Origin of the sequence: Rothia sp. 27098_8_29, assembly GCF_041432785.1 — a bacterium.
In the GTDB taxonomy this organism is placed as follows: Bacteria; Actinomycetota; Actinomycetes; order Actinomycetales; family Micrococcaceae; genus Rothia; species Rothia mucilaginosa.
This window is the reverse complement of sequence record NZ_JAPWAI010000003.1, coordinates 161410-181798: the sequence shown is the minus strand read 5'-3', so window position 1 is coordinate 181798 and position 20389 is coordinate 161410. Positions and strand designations below refer to the sequence as shown.

The 20389-nt window shown below is 57.8% G+C and carries 10 protein-coding genes; 8 read left to right on the top strand and 2 right to left on the bottom strand.

The window, feature by feature from the left end:
* Both O3649_RS06670 and O3649_RS06665 read left to right on the top strand, forming a co-directional pair.
* Positions 1-186 (top strand): acetyl-CoA carboxylase biotin carboxyl carrier protein subunit (locus tag O3649_RS06670; RefSeq protein WP_371573416.1); only part of this gene is annotated, 186 nt, incomplete at its 5' end.
* A gap of 382 nt (positions 187-568) precedes the next feature.
* Complete coding sequence (locus O3649_RS06665) at positions 569-1969, top strand: MFS transporter (RefSeq protein ID WP_005508870.1); 1401 nt, start codon at positions 569-571, stop codon at positions 1967-1969.
* A gap of 143 nt (positions 1970-2112) precedes the next feature.
* Here O3649_RS06665 and O3649_RS06660 read toward each other — a convergent pair whose 3' ends face one another.
* Together O3649_RS06660 and mfd are read right to left on the bottom strand one after the other, a co-directional pair.
* Positions 2113-3531: an NAD(P)H-quinone dehydrogenase gene (locus O3649_RS06660; RefSeq protein ID WP_044142785.1), complete on the bottom strand. Its 1419-nt coding sequence runs from the start codon at positions 3529-3531 to the stop codon at positions 2113-2115.
* Between the two features lie 141 nt (positions 3532-3672).
* The gene (gene mfd, locus O3649_RS06655; protein WP_371573414.1) at positions 3673-7422 is read right to left on the bottom strand and encodes a transcription-repair coupling factor; all 3750 of its coding nucleotides are present in this window, start codon (positions 7420-7422) and stop codon (positions 3673-3675) included.
* Between the two features lie 557 nt (positions 7423-7979).
* On the opposite strand from mfd, the gene O3649_RS06650 reads away from it, so the two are divergent.
* The 6 genes from O3649_RS06650 to O3649_RS06625 all read left to right on the top strand — a co-directional run bounded on the left by O3649_RS06650 (position 7980) and on the right by O3649_RS06625 (position 20372).
* Complete coding sequence (locus O3649_RS06650; protein ID WP_200963275.1) at positions 7980-10346, top strand: fibrinogen-like YCDxxxxGGGW domain-containing protein; 2367 nt, start codon at positions 7980-7982, stop codon at positions 10344-10346.
* Between the two features lie 528 nt (positions 10347-10874).
* The gene (locus O3649_RS06645; protein WP_070616767.1) at positions 10875-13343 is read left to right on the top strand and encodes a fibrinogen-like YCDxxxxGGGW domain-containing protein; all 2469 of its coding nucleotides are present in this window, start codon (positions 10875-10877) and stop codon (positions 13341-13343) included.
* A gap of 344 nt (positions 13344-13687) precedes the next feature.
* Positions 13688-14548 carry a hypothetical protein gene (locus tag O3649_RS06640; RefSeq protein WP_070616766.1) on the top strand — a complete coding sequence of 287 codons (861 nt, stop codon included), beginning with the start codon at positions 13688-13690 and terminating at the stop codon, positions 14546-14548.
* Positions 14549-14761: 213 nt separating this feature from the next.
* Positions 14762-18145: a fibrinogen-like YCDxxxxGGGW domain-containing protein gene (locus tag O3649_RS06635; protein ID WP_371573411.1), complete on the top strand. Its 3384-nt coding sequence runs from the start codon at positions 14762-14764 to the stop codon at positions 18143-18145.
* A gap of 476 nt (positions 18146-18621) precedes the next feature.
* Positions 18622-19410: a CDP-alcohol phosphatidyltransferase family protein gene (locus O3649_RS06630; RefSeq protein WP_070616762.1), complete on the top strand. Its 789-nt coding sequence runs from the start codon at positions 18622-18624 to the stop codon at positions 19408-19410.
* Between the two features lie 11 nt (positions 19411-19421).
* Entirely contained in the window at positions 19422-20372 is a 951-nt protein-coding gene (locus O3649_RS06625) for a glycosyltransferase (RefSeq protein WP_005506972.1), read from the top strand.
* The last annotated feature ends 17 nt before the right edge of the window (positions 20373-20389 follow it).

The following is a 20389-nucleotide window of genomic DNA, read 5'->3' as shown; positions in this document are numbered from 1 at the left end:
GGCACCATCGTGAAGGTAGCGGCTTCTGACGGCGATACCGTCGCTGAGGGCGACCTGATTCTGGTGCTGGAGGCTATGAAGATGGAGCAGCCCATTACCGCACACAAGGCGGGTAAGGTTTCGGGTCTGTCGGCTAAGCCGGGCGATACCGTCACCTCCGGCGCGGTGCTGGCGACCATCAAGTAACGCTCTATCTCGCTACTGCGGTCTCGATACCGCGAGCGCCATAGGCTATACGAATCCCCCGGAAGGGTATGAGGTAATGTCTCGTATCTTTCCGGGGGATTTTCTATGTCTGCTCTTGCCTGTTTAGGTGGGATTTACGCCGCTAACCCTTGTGTTCGCGTCCAGATAGTGGCTGTATTTGTTTGGGTTTTTCTGAACAGAGTTATAATGTTGCACTTTAGAGGAGCCTTTCAGAATCCGACGCCTGCCGCACCCCACCCGGTGCGGTCACGGCACCCAGTACGCGCCTACGGCACACCCGCCTCCCGCGCTGACCGACAACGGAACACCTACCTCAGGCTCCATGTGTACACACAAATTCACCATCTCGGGAGTTTTCCTCATGAGCGCTTCTGCATCCGACACGAAAGCGTCTGCTGCACCGGTGAAGAATACGACTCCTCGCAGTCGAGTTATTCTCGCCTCGCTCGTTGGTACCACCATCGAGTTCTACGATTTCTACATTTACGCCACGGCAGCAGTGGCTGTGTTCCCCGTACTGTTCTTCCCCTCGAAGGACGCAACCACCGAGCTTCTGGCTTCCTTCGCTACCTTCGGCGTCGCATTCATCGCGCGCCCCCTCGGTTCCGTGATCTTCGGCCACTTCGGCGACAAGATCGGTCGTAAGGCTACCCTCGTCGGTGCACTGCTCACCATGGGTCTGGCAACCTTCATCATCGGCCTGCTGCCCACCTATCACCAGATTGGTCTGTGGGCACCGACCATGCTGACCATTATGCGTTTCTGCCAGGGCTTGGGCCTGGGCGGCGAATGGTCCGGTGCGGCGCTGCTCGCGAGCGAATACGCTGAGGATGGCAAGCGCGCCCGCGCCGCGATGTGGCCTCAGCTGGGTGCACCCATCGGCTTCGTGCTTGCGAACGGCTTCATGCTGTTGCTGACCAGCTGGATTACCTTCAACTCCGCAACCGACGCGAAGAACCTCGAGCACCCCTTCCTCATTTGGGGTTGGCGTATTCCGTTCCTGCTGTCCATCGTGATGGTCGCCGTTGGTCTGTACGTGCGTTTCAAGCTGGAGGAGACCCCCGTCTTCGCCAAGGCTGCCGCTAACAATGAGAAGGTGAAGACCCCGCTCGTTGAGGCGTTCAAGGTCGCTTGGTGGCCCATGATTCAGGGCACCTTCATCATGGTGGCATGCTACGTGCTGTTCTACCTGATGACCGCTTGGGTCCTCTCCTACGGTATCGGCAAGGCGGATAAGGGCGGCCTAGCGATCCCCTACCGCGAGTTCCTGATCATTCAGCTGATCTCCATTATTGGCTTCGCGATCTTCATTCCGATCTCGGGTTGGCTGGCTGACAAGTACGGCCGCCGCACCCAGCAGCTGTGGACCACCATCGCGATGGCTGTCTTCGGTCTGTCCTTCGGTCTGTTCATCTCCCCCTCCGTTGTTGGTACCGGCGCGAACGCAAACGCCGCTGTGGTTACCCTCTTCATCTTTATCGGTATGTGCCTGATGGGTCTGTCCTTCGGTTCCATGTCCGCATACCTGCCGGAGCTGTACCCCACTAACGTGCGTTACACCGCCAGCGGTATCGCCTACAACGTGGCGTCCATCCTCGGTGCGGCACTGACCCCGTTCGTGGCTGTTTGGCTGAACACTTCCTACGGTGTGGCTGCAGTGGGCGGCTACCTGGCATTCGCCTCGATCCTGAGTGTTGTCTTCATCCTGCTCACTCACGAAACCCGTGACGTGGACATGAACGCCGTCAGCACCACGAAGTAAAACTTCGCAGGGGCTAAAGCGTCTCTACAGCAAAGCGGTGGGGGTCGCCTCCTGAATTCCTTAGATTCAGGAGGCGACCCCCACCGCTTTTGTGCGCTTCAGAGATACCGGCTCTCTACAAGCCCAGGGTATCTATGTGCGGGCTACAGGCCGCGAGTGTGCAGCTTACGTGCCGCCTCAGCAATAGAGCCAGAGAGCGAGGGGTAGACCGTGAAAGTATCCGCCAGATCATCCACCGCAAGCTTCTTCTCCACCGCCAGGGCAATGGGGTAAATCAGCTCAGAAGCACGCTGACCAACCACCACGCCACCAATGACGGTGCCGGAGTGGCGGCGAGCAAAAATCTTCACGAAGCCATCGCGCATCGCCATCATCTTCGCGCGCGGGTTCGTGCCCAGCTGCAGGGTCACCGCGTCACCGCGGTAGGCGCCTTCGGCAAGATCCTTCTCACTCACGCCTACAGTCGCAATCTCCGGGGAGGTGAAGATGTTCGCGGCAACCTTATCGGTACGCAACGGGCGCACCGCATCACCGAGGATATGTGCCATAGCGATACGGCCCTGCATCGCAGCCACGGAAGCCAGCGGGTACACGCCCGTGCAGTCGCCGGCAGCGTAAATGCTGTTCACGCTCGTACGGGACACACCATCCACCTTAATATGGCCGCTCGGGGTCTGCTCAACACCGACGTCTTCCAGGCCCAAATCTTCAGTGTTCGGAATCGAACCAATAGCGACCAGGCAGTGAGTGCCAGAAACCTTACGACCATCCGACAGAGTCACAATAACGCCGGAGCCGTCCTCAGTACGCTCAACAGCAGCCGCACGGGAACGCGGCATCACTCGCACGCCGCGACGTTCAAAGACGTCCTCCAGCACGCGGGCTGCATCCTCGTCCTCACCCGGAAGCACACGGTCACGCGAAGACACCAGGGTCACCTTAGAACCCAGACCGTTATACGCCGAAGCGAACTCCGCACCGGTCACACCCGAACCAATCACAATCAGCTCCTCGGGAACCTCGGAGAGGTTGTACAGCTGAGTCCAGGTCAGGATGCGTTCGCCGTCAGGCATACCGGTCGCCATTTCACGCGGATGCGTACCCACCGACAACAGCACAAAGTCCGCGTGCAGGGGGTAGACCAGACCCGCCTCATCAGTCACCTGCACGGTGTGGCGGTCAAGGAGCTTACCGGTACCGTGAATAATCTTCACTCCTGCAGAGGCCAGGGCACGCTTAATGTCGGCAGACTGCTGCTGGGCCAGGTCGCGGACTCGGCGGTTCACGCGGTCCATATCAACACGAAGCTGCGGCGCCTTACCCTTCGTGTTTTCAATGCCCAGGCTACCCGCCTCGGAGAAGCGGGTCATCATATCCGCCGTAGCGATCAGGGTTTTAGAGGGCACAACGTCGGTCAGAACGGCGGAGCCACCAATGGCGTTGCGTTCGATCAGGGTCACGTCCGCGTTGGATGCGGCAGCCACCATCGCTGCCTCATAGCCGCCGGGGCCGCCACCAATAATTACAATTCGCTGAGATGCATAGTTCACCGTTGAAGTCATGCCTTAATTGTGAGCTATGCCGCCCCTACGGGGCAAACGCACTCGCCGTGCAGATGTGCCATATTGTGGCAATCTGCACGGCGAGCATCTTCATGGTTCGGCAGCCCGATATGACTGGGCGGCGCCTACCCCTGTAGGTCTCTACTCCTCGAGAGCCTGCGGCTTCTCGGCATAAATCGAGTTGATGAACTTCTCAGCCCACTGCAGCATCGCGCCGTCCACCAGGTCCTTACCGCCCACCGGCATGGTCTTCGGGCGCGGAACCAGCGTCAGCCAGGTGTCCATACCCTTCGGCTGGGCGTGCGTGGAGCCAGGGTACACGCGCTTCAGACGCATCTGGCGGGACTCCGGCAGCGGCGTAGCGGTCACCACGCGAACCTTCGGCCCCAACACCACCAGCTCGTGAATACCGGCGGCACGGGCGTGCATGCGCACCGTCGCCACGGCAAGCAGGTTCTCTACCGCCTCCGGCAGCTCGCCGTAACGGTCGACAAGCTCCTCGCGAGCCTCCGCAATCTTCTCTTCGGTATCGGCGGCAGCAATCTGACGGTATGCCTGCAAGCGCAGACGCTCAGAATCAATGTAGGTGTGCGGAATATGCGCGTTGACGGGCAGGTCAATCTTCGTCTCGACCTCGCGCTCTTCCTTCTCGCCGCGGTAGTTTGCGACCGCCTCGCCGACCAGGCGCAGGTACAGGTCAAAACCGACCCCGGCAATATGACCGGACTGTTCGCCGCCGAGCAGGTTGCCGGCACCGCGAATCTCCAGGTCCTTCATCGCAAGCTGCAGGCCAGCGCCCAGCTCGTTGTGGGTCGCCACCGCCTTCAGACGCTCGTGCGCAATCTCGCCGAGGGTCTTATCTACCGGGTACAGGAAGTAGGCGTAGGCGCGCTCGCGGCCACGGCCCACTCGGCCACGCAGCTGGTGTAGCTGGCTCAGACCGTAGTTCTGGGCGTGGTCGACAATGAGGGTGTTCGCGTTCGAAATATCCAGGCCGGTCTCCACGATGGTGGTGCACACCAGCACGTCAAAGCGGCGCTCCCAGAAGTCCACAATAATCTGCTCCAGGCGCGACTCACTCATGCGGCCGTGGGCGGTGGCGATGCGCGCCTCCGGCACGAGCTTGCCGATTTCCGCGGCAACATCGTCGATGTCAGCCACGCGGTTGTGCACGAAGAACACCTGTCCTTCGCGCATGAGCTCGCGGCGGATTGCGGCAGTAATCTGGCTGTCGGTTCGCGGACCGACGAAGGTCAGCACGGGGTGGCGTTCCTCCGGCGCGGTGGCAAGGGTGGAGGTCTCGCGAATACCGGTTAGCGACATTTCCAGGGTGCGCGGAATCGGGGTTGCACTCATGGCGAGCACGTCCACGTTGGTGCGCATCTGCTTGAGCTTTTCCTTGTGCTCCACGCCAAAGCGCTGTTCCTCGTCAATGATGACCAGGCCCAGGTCCTTGAATACCACGCTATCCGAGAGGATGCGGTGGGTACCGATCACCACGTCCACCGCGCCGGATGCGATTTCTTCGGTAATCTGGCGGGTTTCCTTCGCCTTCTGGAAGCGGGATAGCACACGAATCTTCACGGGGAATCCCGAGAAGCGCTCGCTGAACGTCTCGTAGTGCTGCTGCGCGAGCAGGGTCGTGGGTACGAGCACGGCAACCTGTTTGCCGTCCTGCACCGCCTTGAATGCGGCACGTACGGCGACCTCGGTTTTGCCGAAGCCCACATCGCCGGAAATGAGGCGGTCCATGGGGATTTCTTTCTCCATGTCCTCCTTTACCTCGTGGATGGCGGTGAGCTGGTCGGGAGTCTCGTTGTAGGGGAAGGACTCCTCCAGCTCTCGCTGCCAGGGGGTGTCTGCGGCGAAGGCGTGACCACGCGAGGCCTGGCGTGCCGAGTAGAGTTTCACCAGGTCGGCGGCGATTTCCTTGACTGCCTTGCGGGCGCGGGACTTGGTCTTCGCCCAGTCGCTGCCGCCCATCTTGGACAGGCTCGGGTTCTCGCCACCCACGTAGTTGGAGATCAGGTCCAGCTGATCCGAGGGCACAAAGAGACGGTCGGGAGCGCCACCGCGCTTGGCGGGGGCGTACTCGATGACCAGGTATTCCTTCATGGGCTGCACGCCGTTGACCGGGGAGGCGCCCGCCACCGGGCGAGAAGTCATCTCGACGAAGCGACCGATGCCGTGGCGTTCGTGTACCACGTAGTCGCCGGGGTTCAGCGCGAGAGGATCAACCGCGTTGCGGCGGCGGCGCGTCTTGAATTTCTGTCCGGCGGCGCCTCGGGGTGCGTAGGTGCCGCGGCGGCCGAGCAGTTCGGCTTCAGTGAAGACGGCGAGCTTCGCCTCCTCGATGAGGAAGCCTGCGGAGGCGGGCGCCTCGCAGACCTCAACGATGCCGTGTTCGAGGTCCCCGGCGGGGTCGGCTTCGAGGCTGGTTCGGCGGGCTGCGGGTACGGCGGGTGCCCCTTCGCCGGAGTGGAAGAGGTCGATGAGGCGGTCGGTGGAGCCGCGGCCGTTGGTGAGGGCGAGGACAGTCCACTGTTGCTGGATGAGGTCGCCGACCTGGCTGAGCATGCGTTCGACGGATCCGTTGAATGCGGTTGCGGGGGTGGCGTTGACAGTGTAGGTGTCGATGCCATCTTCGATGGCGTCAGCGATGTTCTGGTTTTCGAGTGCGCCTGCGACGGCGTCTTCGAGCAGGTCTGCGTCGGTGACGAGTTCGGTGATTTCCCACCAGCTGAGTTTGGCTTCGAGTGCCTGTGTGGTGGTTTGGTCGATGGTGCGGAATCCGCTGTCGCTCATGCGGAGCTGTCCGAGGTCGATGGGTGCTACTGCGTCGGCTTCTGCGGAGGTGTCCCAGGCGGCGGCGAGGAATTCTTCGTTGGTGGCGACGAGGTCTTCGGCGCGGGCACGCACACGCTCGGGTTCGACGTTGATAATCATGGACCCAGCCGGCAGCAGCTCGGTGAGGGTGTTCATGGATTCGATGAGTAGCGGGGTGAGTGATTCCATGCCTTCGACGTAGATTCCGCCGGCAATCTTTTCGAGCATGGTTGCGGCTGCCGGGTAGTCGGCTTTCAGTCGTGCAGCACGGCTCATGACCTCGGGGGTGATGAGCAGTTCGCGGCAGGGCAGCAGGGTGAGTTCGGTGAGCTCCTCTCCCCCGCTGAGGGTGCGCTGGTCGGCGACGGAGAAGTGGCGCATTTCGTCGAGTTCGTCGCCAAAGAATTCGAGGCGCACGGGGGTAGTTGCGGTGGGCGGGAAGACGTCGATAATGCCGCCTCGTACGGCGTATTCACCGCGCTTGGCGACCAGGTCTACGCGGGAGTATGCGGCGTCGTTGAGGCCGCGCACCACATCTTTGAAGGGGTATTCTTTGCCGCGGACCAGGTGCACGGGTTCGAGCTTTTCGATGCCGGTGACGATGGGCTGGATGACGGCGCGTACGGGTGCGATAACGACCTGGGGGCGTTTATCTGCGTCCCCGGTCATGGCGCGCAGTACCTGCAGGCGGCGGCCTACGGTGTCGGAGCGCGGTGAGAGGCGTTCGTGGGGCAGGGTTTCCCAGGCGGGGAAGAGCGCGATGTCTGCGGCGGGCAGGTAGGAGCGCAGGGCTGCGGCGAGGTCTTCTGCTTGGCGGTCGGTGGGGGCGATGATGAGGCTGAGCGCTTCGGCGGTGGTATCGCGTACTGCGGTGGAGATGTCTGCAATGAGCGCGGCGTGGGTTCCGGCGACGGCGCCGATGAGGGTGCGTGCGCTGCGTTCGGTGGGCTGTGCGGAGGCGGCGGTGCGGATTGCGGCCCAGCTGCTGAGTTGGTTGAGGGTGTTCAGGAGGGGGTGCAGGGGTGCCTCGAGGGGCTGTGCGGTAGCTTTTCGGGTGGTGCTCACGGGTTCTCCTGAATCTGGGGTCTTCGCCTGCAGCGGTTGAGCTGGTGGAGGGCTGCTATGGATGGTCGGTATTGGGCGGTGCCGGTTGGGGGTGTCCGAGTGAATTTGCCTTTATTTCACGGTGCTTTATATGTGTTTTGGGTGTGTTTTATGCAGCTTTTCCATTGTAGGGCTAGTCTGCTTTTTCTGGCATTTTTCTCTGGTGTTCTTCTGCGATGGAATATATTCCTTTTTGCACTCGATTGTCGCTTTCGTGGGTGATACTTGAGTATGGTTTTCTTCCGTGTCTGTTCCTGTGCCACAACGTTCATCGCATGGGGCGCAAATCACACACTCACGGGCATCTTTGCACTTTGTGCACCATTATTTTCACAGCTTCATCCTGTACCCTAATCATTAACGCTTACAGAAAAACCAGACAGTATATCCCCTTCCGGATTCTGTTTACCTCTTCCAACCAACCTCAGGTTTTCAGTATTTACTGCGGTTTTTCTAGTGCGCTAAATTCACCGTATCTTTCGATGTTTCTTCCGGAACGTCGCATCAGAAAGACGCATATGACAACCACATACACGAACAAACCCGCTGAAAAGCGCCATGCCCGTTCATGGTCTGCTAAAAAGTGGGCCGCTTTCGCACTCGCTTTTGGTACCGCTTTCACTGCGGCACCTCTTACTCCTACTACTCCCGCCTCGGCTGTGACTGGAACCCATGACGGTTCCAGCAGCGATAAAGCGGCTGCTTCCTGTTACGAGGTCAAGCAGGTTAATCCTTCTGCCTCCTCTGGCACTTACTGGCTGTACACCCCGCAGATGAGCGGCCCGGCGCAGTTCTACTGCGATCAGGAAACTGATGGCGGCGGCTGGGTCATGATTGGTCGCGGTCGTGAGGGTTGGACCGAGTCTTACAACGGCACCGGCGACCCGAATCAACTGCACCAGAACCCCACTGGCCCTTCCGCTTTTACTCCGGTCCAGCTTCCCGCAAACACTGTTGATGCACTGCTGAACGGCATTAAGCCTCAGGACCTTCCCGACGGCATGCGCCTGCATCGTGCCCACAATGCAAGGGGCACCCAGTGGCAGAACGTTTATGTTCAGCGTCCTCAGACTGAGCAGTGGACCTGGGCGATGAGCTACGGTCAGCGTTGGGGCACCGTGAAGTTCACCGGTGCCGGTATTAACCGCACCGCTCATATGGGTCGTCATGCTTCGGAGATGGCTCCGGGTATTACCACCAGTTCTGTTCGTTTCTTCGCGAACCCGAACCAGGGCTACCAGATTGGTTTTGCGTACGGTGCGCTGGTGAACTTCGGTAATGAGAATCCGGATTCATACATTTACCAGAAGCGCGGTTCCTTCGGTTACTCTATCCCCTTCACTCAGGTGTTCCTGCGCCCGAAGCTGACTCAGCGTGACTTGAACTTCTCGCAGATTGGTTCTGGCTCTGCCGCCAGCAACCGTCGTGCTCTGCCCAATAGCTACACGATGCCCGTTCGTTGGCGCACCAGTGAACAGACTGGCACCGGCAAGAAGAACGAGATGAACACTTACGTTCAGGCTATTACTCAGGTAGGCGACACCGTCTTCACCGGTGGCGACTTCAAGTATGTGGAGTCGGCTGGCGGCGAGCGCGTTGATCAGTCGTACCTGGCTGGTTACAACGTGGATTCGGGTGAGCTGGTTCGTTCCTTCCGCCCGACTTTCAACGGCCAGATTAAGGCTCTTGAGGCTCTGCCGAATAACCGCCTGGCAGTTGGCGGCGAATTTACCGAGGTGAATGGCGAGAAGGTTAACCACTTCGTCATTCTGGACGCGACCACCGGTCAGATTGACCGCACCTGGGACCTTCAGATTCAGCGTCGCAATGGCGATGCCGCACAGGTGAAGACTCTGCTGGTTCAGGACGGTTACCTGTATATTGGCGGTAACTTCACCCACGTGAAGGGCAATACTTCTAAGGCGTACGCTTACTCGCGTGGTGCCGCTCGTATTAAGCTTTCGAACGGCGAGGTGGATTGGAACTGGCGCCCGAACTTCAACGGTACGGTCAACGGCATTACTGCCGCCTCGGATAATTCCACTGTTCACGCTGCGGGTTACTTCACTGAGCTGAATAACCAGCGTGCGTTCCGTCTGGCTGCTTTGAATGGTTCTAACGCTTCGAACATTAAGTGGGAGTGGGAGCCGTCGTTGAAGCTGAACATTACTGACCGTATTGTGTACGCGTTCCAGTTCGATGTTCAGGATGCCGGCTCGACTGTGTGGACTGGCGGTGCTGACCACCTGATTGCGAACTACTCGAAGAATGGTTACGGCCGTATTTCTTCGTCGATTTCTAAGTACGGTGGCGACTGGCAGGATCTGCACTTGAGCGGTAACACCATTTACGGTGCATGCCACTGCGGTGACGTACTCTTTGAGGGCTCTACCGGTTACCACACCTACTGGAAGGAGTCGAAGGCAGTTCACCGTATGCGCCTGGTCGCAGCGTTCGATAAGGACAGCGGCGAGGTTATCGGTGAGTTCAGCCCGGTTCTGAAGGGCGCTAGCGGCTACGGTGTCTGGGAGTCCTTCGTGGATTCTCGCGGCAATCTGTGGGTTGGTGGCGACATTAACCGTTCGCTGGGTGCTAATGGTGAGCAGCGCACTGTCGGTTTCGCTCGCTTTGCTTCTCGCGATGTGACCGCCCCCTCGACTCCGTCGAACCTGTCGGTTCAGCGTGATGGTTCGACCGATAAGCTGTCCTGGTCTGGCGTTCGTGAGAGCGGTACTCGCTACCAGGTGCTACGTGATGACCGTGTGATTGCTACGGTCTCGGGTACCAGCTACGAAGTTGAGCACACCGATGGCGCTCGCTACTACGTGCGTTCCATCGATGCATCTGAGAATTTCTCAGCTTCTACAGGAGCTGCTCAGGCTTAGGTCAGGTTGTTGATCTAGTTTCTTTGAGCCGCCGCCTGATTTGGGCTCTGCTGGGTTTGCGGGGTTCGAATCAGGCGGTGGCGCACCCGGGGTGTATACCCCCTATAGTTTTGGTTTAGCCCAAGTTGCCCAGTTTGCTATCGCTTCGCCTCTGCGGCGGCTATGATGGGTTGGGATTCATTGCGTCGGATGGGTTGCTTCCATCCTTCCGATGATGGGCTGAATCTTGGTCTGTGGTGTTTTTTCACTGTTGGTACGACAGGGGAAGCTTCACAGATTTTTTAGCGTTCTGTTTCTTACGGGTGCGTTGCCGTTGTTGGCTTCGTGCGTGAGGGGCGGGGCGTATTCATTCAATTTCCGATAACTACACTCACTGATTCCGGCAGCAGACTCTCTGTTAGTGCAGTTCATAACGCTTCTTCCCTCCCCGATGCATGGTTACTATGCTGTGCCCTGTGTTGGGTGGGTGTTGCTGTGTGAATTGCATTTTTCTGTTGTGTACCGGTTGAGGTCTCTAGGAGAGACATAATGAATTTTCTTCCGTTCGCGCGTGGAGGGCGTTCGCAGGGCGCTGCTTCGTCCGCTTCTGAGGGCTCTCGAGTAGCTTCTCGTGCTGGTTCCCGCGCTTTGGGTGCTGCGGCTGCTTCTTTTGCGATGGTTGCGGCTTCTTTGGGCCCGATTGCTTCGGGGGCTCAGGCTGCTGATGCTCGCTACTATGACGGTTCGTCGAGTGAGCGCGCAGCAGCAAGCTGTTGGGAAGTTAAGCAGAATAATCCGCGGGGTAAGAGCGGCGCGTACTGGCTGTACACCCCGCAGATGAGCACTCCTGAGCAGTTCTATTGTGATCAGGAAACTGACGGCGGCGGCTGGGTCATGATTGGCCGCGGTCGTGAGAGCTGGACCGAGAACTACAACGGTCGTGGCGATGCTAAGCAGCTTCACCAGAATCCCACTGGTTTTGATGCGGTGCAGTTGCCGGGCCAGACGGTGAACGCGCTGCTGAACGGCACCCATCCGCAGGATTTGCCTGACGGCGTGCGTTTCCATCGCGCCATGAACGTGAATGGTACCGCATGGCAGGATTTTAAGGCTACGCGTGCCGCGAGCACCGAGTGGTCTTGGACCCTTCGCTCAACGATGTACTGGTCGAACATTTCGATTACTCATCCGCGACAGTACCGTGGTTACAACTACTACCGTCAGGAGAAGACGGCGGGCAATATCTTCCGTTACGACTATTCGGACGATTTCCGTTCCCTGCACTTCGTGGAGAAGCCTTCGCAGGGTTATAAGCTGGGCTTTACCTATGGCTCGCGCGCTAAGATTACGGGTTGGTTCCAGGATTACCTGTTGAATAGGACTTCTTCCTATATCTACCGCCCGGCAAATGATTCGACCACCCCCCTGGTGTTCACTCAGATGTTCTTGCGCCCGAAGGTGACTCAGAACGATTTGGCGGCTAAGGGTCTGCACGCTTACGGCCAGCAGGGTGCTCCGGCAAGTAGCCGCCGTGCACTGCCCAATAGCTACTCTGAGAAGTGGAAGTGGCGTACGAGTACTGACACCGGTACCGGCAAGAAGGGTGAAATGAACACCCAGGTTGAGGCGATTACCGAGGTTGGTGGCGCTGTCTTTACCGGTGGCGATTTCGCGTACGTTGAGTCCGCAAGCGGCGAGAAGGTCGAGCAGGCCTTCCTCGCGGGTTACGAGGTAGGTACCGGCGAGCTACGCCGGTCTTTCCGCCCGAAGATTAACGGTCAGGTGAAGTCGGTTGAGGCTCTACCGAATGGCCTGCTTGCCGTGGGTGGTTCTTTCGACCAGGTGAACGGCGAGTACTATAACGGTTTCGTGCTTCTGGATCCGAAGACCGGTCAGGTGGCTAAGGACTGGGATATCCGTGTGGTCAGCCGTATTGCTTCTGTTCCGGTTCAGATTAAGACCCTGCACGTGCGTGACGGCTACCTGTACATTGGTGGTTCATTCACTCATTTGAAGGGTCAGACCTCCCCGACCTACGCGTACTCGAGGAACCTGGCTCGCATTAAGTTGAGCAATGGTGAGGTGGATTGGAACTGGCGTCCGGTCTTTAACGGCACTGTTAACGGTGTGAGCGCTTCCGAGGGTAACAGCCACGTGTACGTGGCCGGCTACTTCACGCAGCTTAACGGTGGTGAGGCATTCCGTATCGCCAACATTACCAATCCCCGCCAGAGCGGCGGCGACTGGACTCATGAGCCCTCGTACGTTCCTTCTAGTGCCCAGACCTGGGATTTGAAGAACGAGCGTAAGATGTGGGGTTTCCAGTTCGATGTTCAGGACGCTGGTTCCTCCGTCTGGCTGGGTGGCACCGAACATATGATTAGCCGTTACGAAAAGTCGAGCATGCGCCGCACCTACAGCGCGATTACTCGCGAGGGTGGCGATTTCCAGGATCTGCACCTGAATGGCAATACCATTTACGGCGCGTGCCACTGCGGTGACTTCATCTACCAGGGTGCAACCAAGGTTGATTCGGAGTGGGTGAACGCTACGGACGCCCAGACGATTCGTTTGGTCGCAGCGTTCGATAAGGATACCGGCCAGGTGCTACCGGAGTGGGCTCCGATTATGAACGGCGCCTACGGCTATGGTGTGTGGGAGTCCTTCGTGGATTCGACCGGCACGCTGTGGGTTGGTGGCGATATCCGTAAGTCGCTGGGTGCTAATGGTGTGCAGCCGACTATTGGCTTCGCTCGTTATGCGCCTCGCGATGTGGCGCCTCCGGCTACTCCGAGCAATCTGAAGGTGACGAAGAACGGCTCCAAGGATCAGCTGACTTGGTCGGGTATTTCCGAACGTAATGTGAAGTACCAGATTCTGCGCGATGATCGTCCTATTGCGACGGTTACGGGTACGAGCTATTCGGTAGATCACCGCGATGGCGCCCGTTATTATGTGCGCGCGGTAGATACTGCGGATAACTATTCGGCAAGTACCGAGGCTGTCCAGGCATCATAACCCCTCATCAGGGCGATATGCGCTTTTGTGACAAAGAATTTTAGTGATGTTCGCCCTATTGTCCCGGGCTGGTCCATAACCAGCCCGGGACTTTTTTGCACATTGTGAATCTATTTCATTCATTTACATGAAGGTTTTTTCATTCAGAGATATATATTTACCCTCTATTCGACCCGAAATAGAGCATTATTTAGGGCCTATTCTCATCATTTATAAAAACGTTATTTTTGCGAGTCCAAGTATTCTCCCAGCTTTGCGTGTTAGCCTTTAGGTGCTTTGTCATCGTGCAAGGTATTATCTTCCGGAAATAGTCAATCTCACTCCAACCACTAAAGAGGCTTCCTATGTCAGCATTCTTCAAGCAGCCCTCCCGGTCCCGCCTTCTGGGCACCTTGGGCACCCTTGCAGTATCTGCTCTGGTTCTGAGCGCTTGCGCTACTGAAAACCCGAGCTCCGACAGCTCTTCTTCGGCTTCTGCATCCGCCAGCGTTTCCGCTTCTGGGCACGCTTCTTCCGCTCAGTCCTCGAGCACCTCTCCCCAGGTTTCCGAGCATGGCACCGCTGAAGCCTCCTCTGAAGCTTCGGGCGACGCATCCCCCAAGGCGGATGCTGAGGCTACTTCTTCTGATGGCCAGAAGCTTGAAGAGATTTACACTGGTTCGGAGGAAATGAAGAAGGCTTCTTCCGTGCCCGTGGACACTGAAGAAGTTAAGAAAACCACCGAGCTGGTCAATTCCTACGAAAACATTCTGACCAAGATTAAGGCGGCTCCTTCTGCTGCGCCTTCCCCGGAACGCACCGCTGATCCGAGTAGCGACGAAGAGGCTGAGCAGCAGAACGTTGAGCAGGCCCGCGCTGTTCTCGATGATGAGACGATTCGTTCCATCGAGGCCGTAGCGGTAGACTCCGCTGCCGCTGAGTTTGCTGTGCAGGCTTCCGAATACGCACTGGCAGGCTGGCACTATGAAGGTTCTTCCACTGTAGTGGGTAACCCCCGTATGGCTGAAACTCAGTACAAGGGCCAGCCCGCACGCATGCTGGAAGTATGCATGGATTCTTCCTCCGTGAAGATCTACGACGAGAATAATCAGCCTGTAAAGGATGACAATTCTCCCAAGCGTTCACTCAATATCTACACCCTCGTTCAGGTCGATGGTCAGTGGAAGATCGCAACCCACGACTTCCCGAACAATCCTGATTGCTAGGGTCTAATTAAAGATGCCGGTTTCCAGCTATGATTCTCTGGAAACCGCGCATTGTCGTCCATCGCGCATTAATGTTGATGCGCACTCGATAACATTTCTTGGCATTCATTTGGAGATATTATGAAAGCCCACTTTGGCATGACGGGCTCAGGCTTTTCTCGTTCTGCTATAACCCGCTCAACTCTTTGCTTGAGCATTGCTACGGCTTTGGCTTTGCCCGTAGCTATCCCCGCTATTACGCCGAGTACCGCTGTCGAACAGACTGCGGAAAAAAGGGACTCTGCTTTCTACAATGGCACGACCTCCGAGCGTGCTGCCGCCAGCTGTTGGGAAGCCAAGCAGGCTAACCCCGAGGCAAAGAGCGGCGCATACTGGCTGTACACTCCCGCGATGAGCCAGCCGACGCAGTTCTACTGTGATCAGGAAACTGATGGCGGCGGCTGGGTCAAGATTGGTGAGGGTCGCGACGGCTGGACTGAAAACTACGAGGGTCAGGGCGATACGTCTCAGCTCTACAGCGATGCCGCACCCGCATCGTCCGGTTTGACGCTTGAGCAGGGTAAGGCGCTGAGCTCCCTGCCCGCAGCGAAGACCCCGATTCAGCTTTCGGGTACCACTATTTCTCAGCTACTTAATGGTGTTCGTCCCGATCAGCTGCCCGATGGTTACCGTTTCCGCCGCGCCCTGAACACTTCGGGCACCAAGTGGCAGGAGGCGACGGTGGATCGCCGCCAGACCTCCGAATGGACCTGGGCTCTGCGTTCGAGCGCTGTCTGGTCGAATGCGACCGTCACCAACCCTGAGGAGTTCTCTTCCTATAACGACGAGGGCCGCAAGTACTGGACTAACAACACCTGGGAAGACCACATTCTGCGTGGCCAGAATAACGGCTTCAAGGCTTTGATATTTGATGAGTTGGCTTCGCAGGATTACCGTATGGGTTTCCGTTACGGTGCGAACGCCCCCATTGGGCAGGATGGCTCTGAGCCGGCGATGACCGACGCTCAGAACTCTTACATTTACGGTAAGGACGGTAGGGGTGAAACCTCATTCGGTTACACCCAGATGTTCCTGCGCCCGAAGCTGACCCAGAACGATTTGCATCTGGGCGCTATCCCGGATTCCGGTACTCAGGCGAGCGCTCGTCGTGCCCTGCCCAGTAGCCGTTCGGCGGATTGGCGCTGGCGCACCAGTGCTAAGACCGCCTCCCGTAAAACCACCGAGATGAACACCTATGTTGAGGCCATCACCGAGGTCAATCACGGCAACGGCACCTCCAGCGTGTTTATTGGCGGCGACTTCGAGTACCTTGAGTCCTCTACCGGTGAGCATGTTGCGCAATCTAATATTGCTGCTTTTGACCCGGAAACCGGCGAGTTGCGCCGCGACTTCAAGCTGACTGTTAATGGTCAGGTGAAGGCTGTTGAGGCTCTGCCGAATAACCGTCTAGCGGTTGGTGGCGCCTTTACCCTGGTTAACGGTAAGAAGCATGAGAGCTTCGTCGTTGTTGATGCCACGACCGGTGAAATTGCCCCTGAATGGGCCCAGGTTAGAGTCGAAGATCGTATTCTCACCGAGCCCATGATGGTGAAGACCATCCATCGTCAGGGTGACTACGTATACATTGGTGGCACCTTTACCCACGTTTATGAAAGTGAAAAGGCGGGTGCTGCGTATTCACGCAATATTGCCCGTTTTAAGTTGGGCGAACCTTCTAACGGCGTGCCCGGTATTGTGAGTATAGACCGTAACTGGCGCCAGGTGTTCAACGGTACTGTCAACGGTATTAGCGCCTCCGCTGATAACTCTCACGTTTACGTCGCCGGTTACTTCACCTGGCTCAACGGCGGTCTTGCCTACCGCGTGGCTGATATTACTCAGAACATGCAGAAGGGTAGTCCGTGGGTGTACCAGCACTCTGAGATTCCTACCGGCGCTAATGTCTCTGATCTGCGTAGCGAAACCAAGATTTGGGGTTTCCAGTTCGACGTTCAGGATGCCGGTACCGGCGTCTGGGTGGGTGGTACTGAGCACCTTATTTCTCGTTACGACAAGGCATCCCTGAGCCCCACCTACACTGCAATTACCCGTGATGGTGGAGATTTCCAGGATTTGCATCTGAACGGCAACACCATTTATGGTGCCTGCCACTGCGGTGACTTCCTCTACCAGGATTCGCGTAATAAGCCGTTCCCGGTGAGCGGTTCAAGCGTGATTCATTCGATCAAGCTGGTTGCTGCGTTCGATAAGGACAGCGGTAAGATGCTGCCGGAGTTCTCCCCCGCTATTAAGGGTGACCACGGCTTCGGTATCTGGGAGTCTTTCGTTGATTCTAAGGGCACTCTGTGGGTTGGCGGCGATATTCACCGTTCGCTAGGTGTTCACGGCACCCAGGATACCGTCGGTTTTGCGCGCTTTGAGGCTCGCGATGTGACCCCTCCGGCTACCCCGCAGAACCTGAAGGTAGAGCTGAAGGACGATAAGGACGTTCTGACCTGGGACGCTGTGCAGGATACCGATAGTGTCCGCTACCAGATTCTGCGTGATGACCGAGTCATCGCTAGTACTTCGGGTACGAAGTTCGAGATTGACCACACCGATAACGCACGTTACTTTGTACGCGCTGCGGACAGCTCGGATAACTACTCTGCCTCCACTCCGGTTCAGGTAGCTCCGGTTCGCCCGACTCCTACCCCCACGGAGACCGCGACCGAGACTCCTACCGCTGATCCGACGGCAAGTGCTGATCCGACCGCTACTGCTGACCCCAGTGCTTCGGCAAGCGCTACCCCGAGTGCAGAAGCAACTACTGAGGCGCCGAAGGCCCAGGATCCGGACCCGAAGACTGAGGAGCCCAAGCCCGAGGACCCGAAGCCTGCCGATCCCAAGCCCGAGGACCCGAAGGAAGAGAATCCTAAGGACGAGGCCGCTAAGGACCAGATTGTTCTGCCCTACGCGTCCGAGTGGAAGTACATGGTCTCCAGTCAGGCTCCTAACCGTAAGTACGGTTGGAAGTACAACTTCCACTTCACCTTGGAAGATATCGCGCAGGAAGCATGGCAGACCGGCAAGACCCCGATTGGTGTCGGCACCGGTAACCTCAACACCTCCGTTCATGTTCCGCTTGTGCGTAACCGCCAAAATATCTACGCCTACACCACCATCCAGCTCACTCGTGAGCAGGCGAGCCGCGACCTGGTGCTGACCACCTACGCGGATGACGCTATTGCGGTGGGTGTCAACGGGGAAGAGGTTGGCCGTTCCAACTTCAACATCAGGGGCAAACTGTGGAATAGCGCGGTTGCATCGAGCTCGATTGATACCGCTAAGGCTCAGAAGACTCCGGTGACCTTCACCGTTCCGGCGTCCAAGCTGAAGGTTGGCGAGAACCTCATCGCAGTTGAGGTTCACCCGGGCATTAGTCGACGTAACGTTCGCCCGAATGTAAGCTTCGACCTGCAGGCAACTGCTAAGGCGCCGGTTGCTGAGCAGCCCATGGTCGATAACGCGAACAACGCGGCAGCCGACCGGGGCGAGCGACGCATCGTCAATAACGGAGTCGGAACCCGCGTTCCGATGCAGGCTCGAAGGAACTAATACCTTCTAGACAATCTCAGCTAAATGGGGTTTGATTTTCTGAATGATTCAGGAAATCAAACCCCATTTGCGTGTGCTACCCGTTTTTCTGTGTTTTTTGCATCATTTATTCCTGTTATTTGTGTTTCTGTTATGTGTATCTCAGCACAATGTTCAGATATGAATTCTAAAACCATAATTCACAGGATGAAGGCGTCGATACCCCCGGTTTGTTAGGCTCCTACCCTGCTCGCAGAAACCCGCCAATCTGCACTATAGAGCATTGTCAGCGGCTTTTTGCGACACAATTGTTGACCCTGACCACACGCCCCCTGTCGCACTTTATCTCGTTGTAAAATATCTATATAGTGGTGTATGTGAAAAAGGGACCAACCACCTCTTTTTTCGCGTGCGGGACTTCCGGACTTTCTCGCAACCGCCCCGAAAGGGAGTAATTCACTCTCCTTCACTCCTCTCACCGATTAAAAGGAATGTGCATGTCCACCTCTGAGGCACCTCACACCCCAAACTCCGCGCCCGCATCGGGATTTTCTGCGAAGTTTTCTCACACCCTGCGCTCTCTTGAAGCAGCGCAGAAGCCTGGCATTGGCGTTCCCGCCTACACCCGCTGGGTCAACCGCCGAGTAGCACGCTACTTCGCTGCGGCAGCTGTCGCACTGGGCATCACCCCCAACGGCGTCACCGCTATTTCCGCCGCATGTTCCGCAGCAGGCCTCGTCGTTCTGATTACGTGCCCGCCCAGCGTTGGTGTAGGTATCTGCGTTGCACTACTCTTCGCCCTCGGTTACGGCCTGGACTCTGCTGACGGTCAGGTTGCTCGCGTGACCGGTGCGTCCTCCCCCGCCGGTGAGTGGCTCGACCATGTGGTCGATTCCATCCGTGTGCCCTCGGTGCACATGGCAACTCTGCTCTCTTTCCTGCTGTACCCGGCACACTATTCCTTCACCGGCTCTAGCGCTTTCAACGGCTGGATCATTGCGATGCCCATGATTTTCACCGCTCTGACCGCCGGTCACTTCATGAGCCAGATTCTGGCTGAACAGCTGCGCAACAACCGCAAGACCGCAGCACCGCCCACCGGTGGCCCCCTGCGCTCCTTCATCAACCTGCACATGGACGCTGGCACCCTCTGCTGGATTTACATTTTTGTTGGCTTCGGCCCCGTATTCGTCATCGTCTACGCGCTGCTTCTGCTGGCTAATGCCGCAACCGTCCTGCTGTCCATGCGTCGCAAGTACGTTAGCCTCGCGACCCCCGCTGAGTAAGGAGAATCCCAATGATGCACTTCACCTCTCGCAACCCTGCTGTTTCCGCCGTTATCGCGACCAACGGCAAGCGCCCCGAGCTGCTGCGCGTGGCTGTCCGCTCTATCCTTGAGCAGAGCTACCGCGGTTTCGTTGAAGTTGTTGTCGTCTTTGACCGTGTTGAGCCCGACCGCCTCGAGGATATTGAGGTCGGCGAAAACCGTGCCCTGAAGATTGTCTCCAATACCCGTTCCGGCGGTCTGGCTGGCGGCCGCAATAGCGGCATCATCGCCTCCAGTGGTGAGATGATTGGCTTCTGCGATGATGACGACTACTGGATGCCTTCCAAGCTCACCCAGCAGGTTGCTCTCTGGCGCGAAAACCCCGAAGCAGCCGCTATCTCTTCGGGTATTACCGTGCGTTCCGGCGGTCAGGACATCGTGCGCCTGGCGCCCGAGCGCGCGACCTTCGCTGACTTCCTGCGTTCGCGCATTACCGAAATTCACCCCTCCGCAATGCTGTACTCCCGCGAGGATCTGCTCGGCGTTGACGGTCAGCCCGCCCGCATCGGTCTGGTCGATGAGGAGTTGCCCGCCGCCTACGGTGAAGACTACGACCTGCTGCTACGCGCAACCCGCCACGGCGATGTGCTGAGCGTGCCCGAGCCGCTGATTCTGGTGCTCTGGGACCGTCCTTCCTTCTTCTCTGGCAAGTGGCAGTCCATGGTTGACGGTCTGAGCTACATTCTGCGTAAGTTCCCCGAATTTGAGCAGGACCCCAAGGGCCTGGCACGTATTGCCGGTCAGATTGCGTACGCTCAGGCGTCTTTGGGCAACAACAAGGAGGCGCGCGCGTACGCTCGCTCCGCTCTGCGCCGTGACCCCAAGCAGCTTCGTGCTTGGGCAGCATACGTTGTATCCACCGGCATTATTAAGCCCGCTACGCTTCTTGATCTCGTCCAGAAGACCGGTCGAGGTCTCTAACCAGGTATCGCACAGAC

Coding starts and splice junctions, on each gene's coding strand:
- O3649_RS06665 (WP_005508870.1), top strand. CDS start 569: ATGAGCGCTTCTGCATCCGACACGAAAGCGTCTGCTGCACCGGTGAAG.
- O3649_RS06660 (WP_044142785.1), bottom strand. CDS start 3,531: ATGACTTCAACGGTGAACTATGCATCTCAGCGAATTGTAATTATTGGT.
- O3649_RS06650 (WP_200963275.1), top strand. CDS start 7,980: ATGACAACCACATACACGAACAAACCCGCTGAAAAGCGCCATGCCCGT.
- O3649_RS06645 (WP_070616767.1), top strand. CDS start 10,875: ATGAATTTTCTTCCGTTCGCGCGTGGAGGGCGTTCGCAGGGCGCTGCT.
- O3649_RS06640 (WP_070616766.1), top strand. CDS start 13,688: ATGTCAGCATTCTTCAAGCAGCCCTCCCGGTCCCGCCTTCTGGGCACC.
- O3649_RS06630 (WP_070616762.1), top strand. CDS start 18,622: ATGTCCACCTCTGAGGCACCTCACACCCCAAACTCCGCGCCCGCATCG.
- O3649_RS06625 (WP_005506972.1), top strand. CDS start 19,422: ATGATGCACTTCACCTCTCGCAACCCTGCTGTTTCCGCCGTTATCGCG.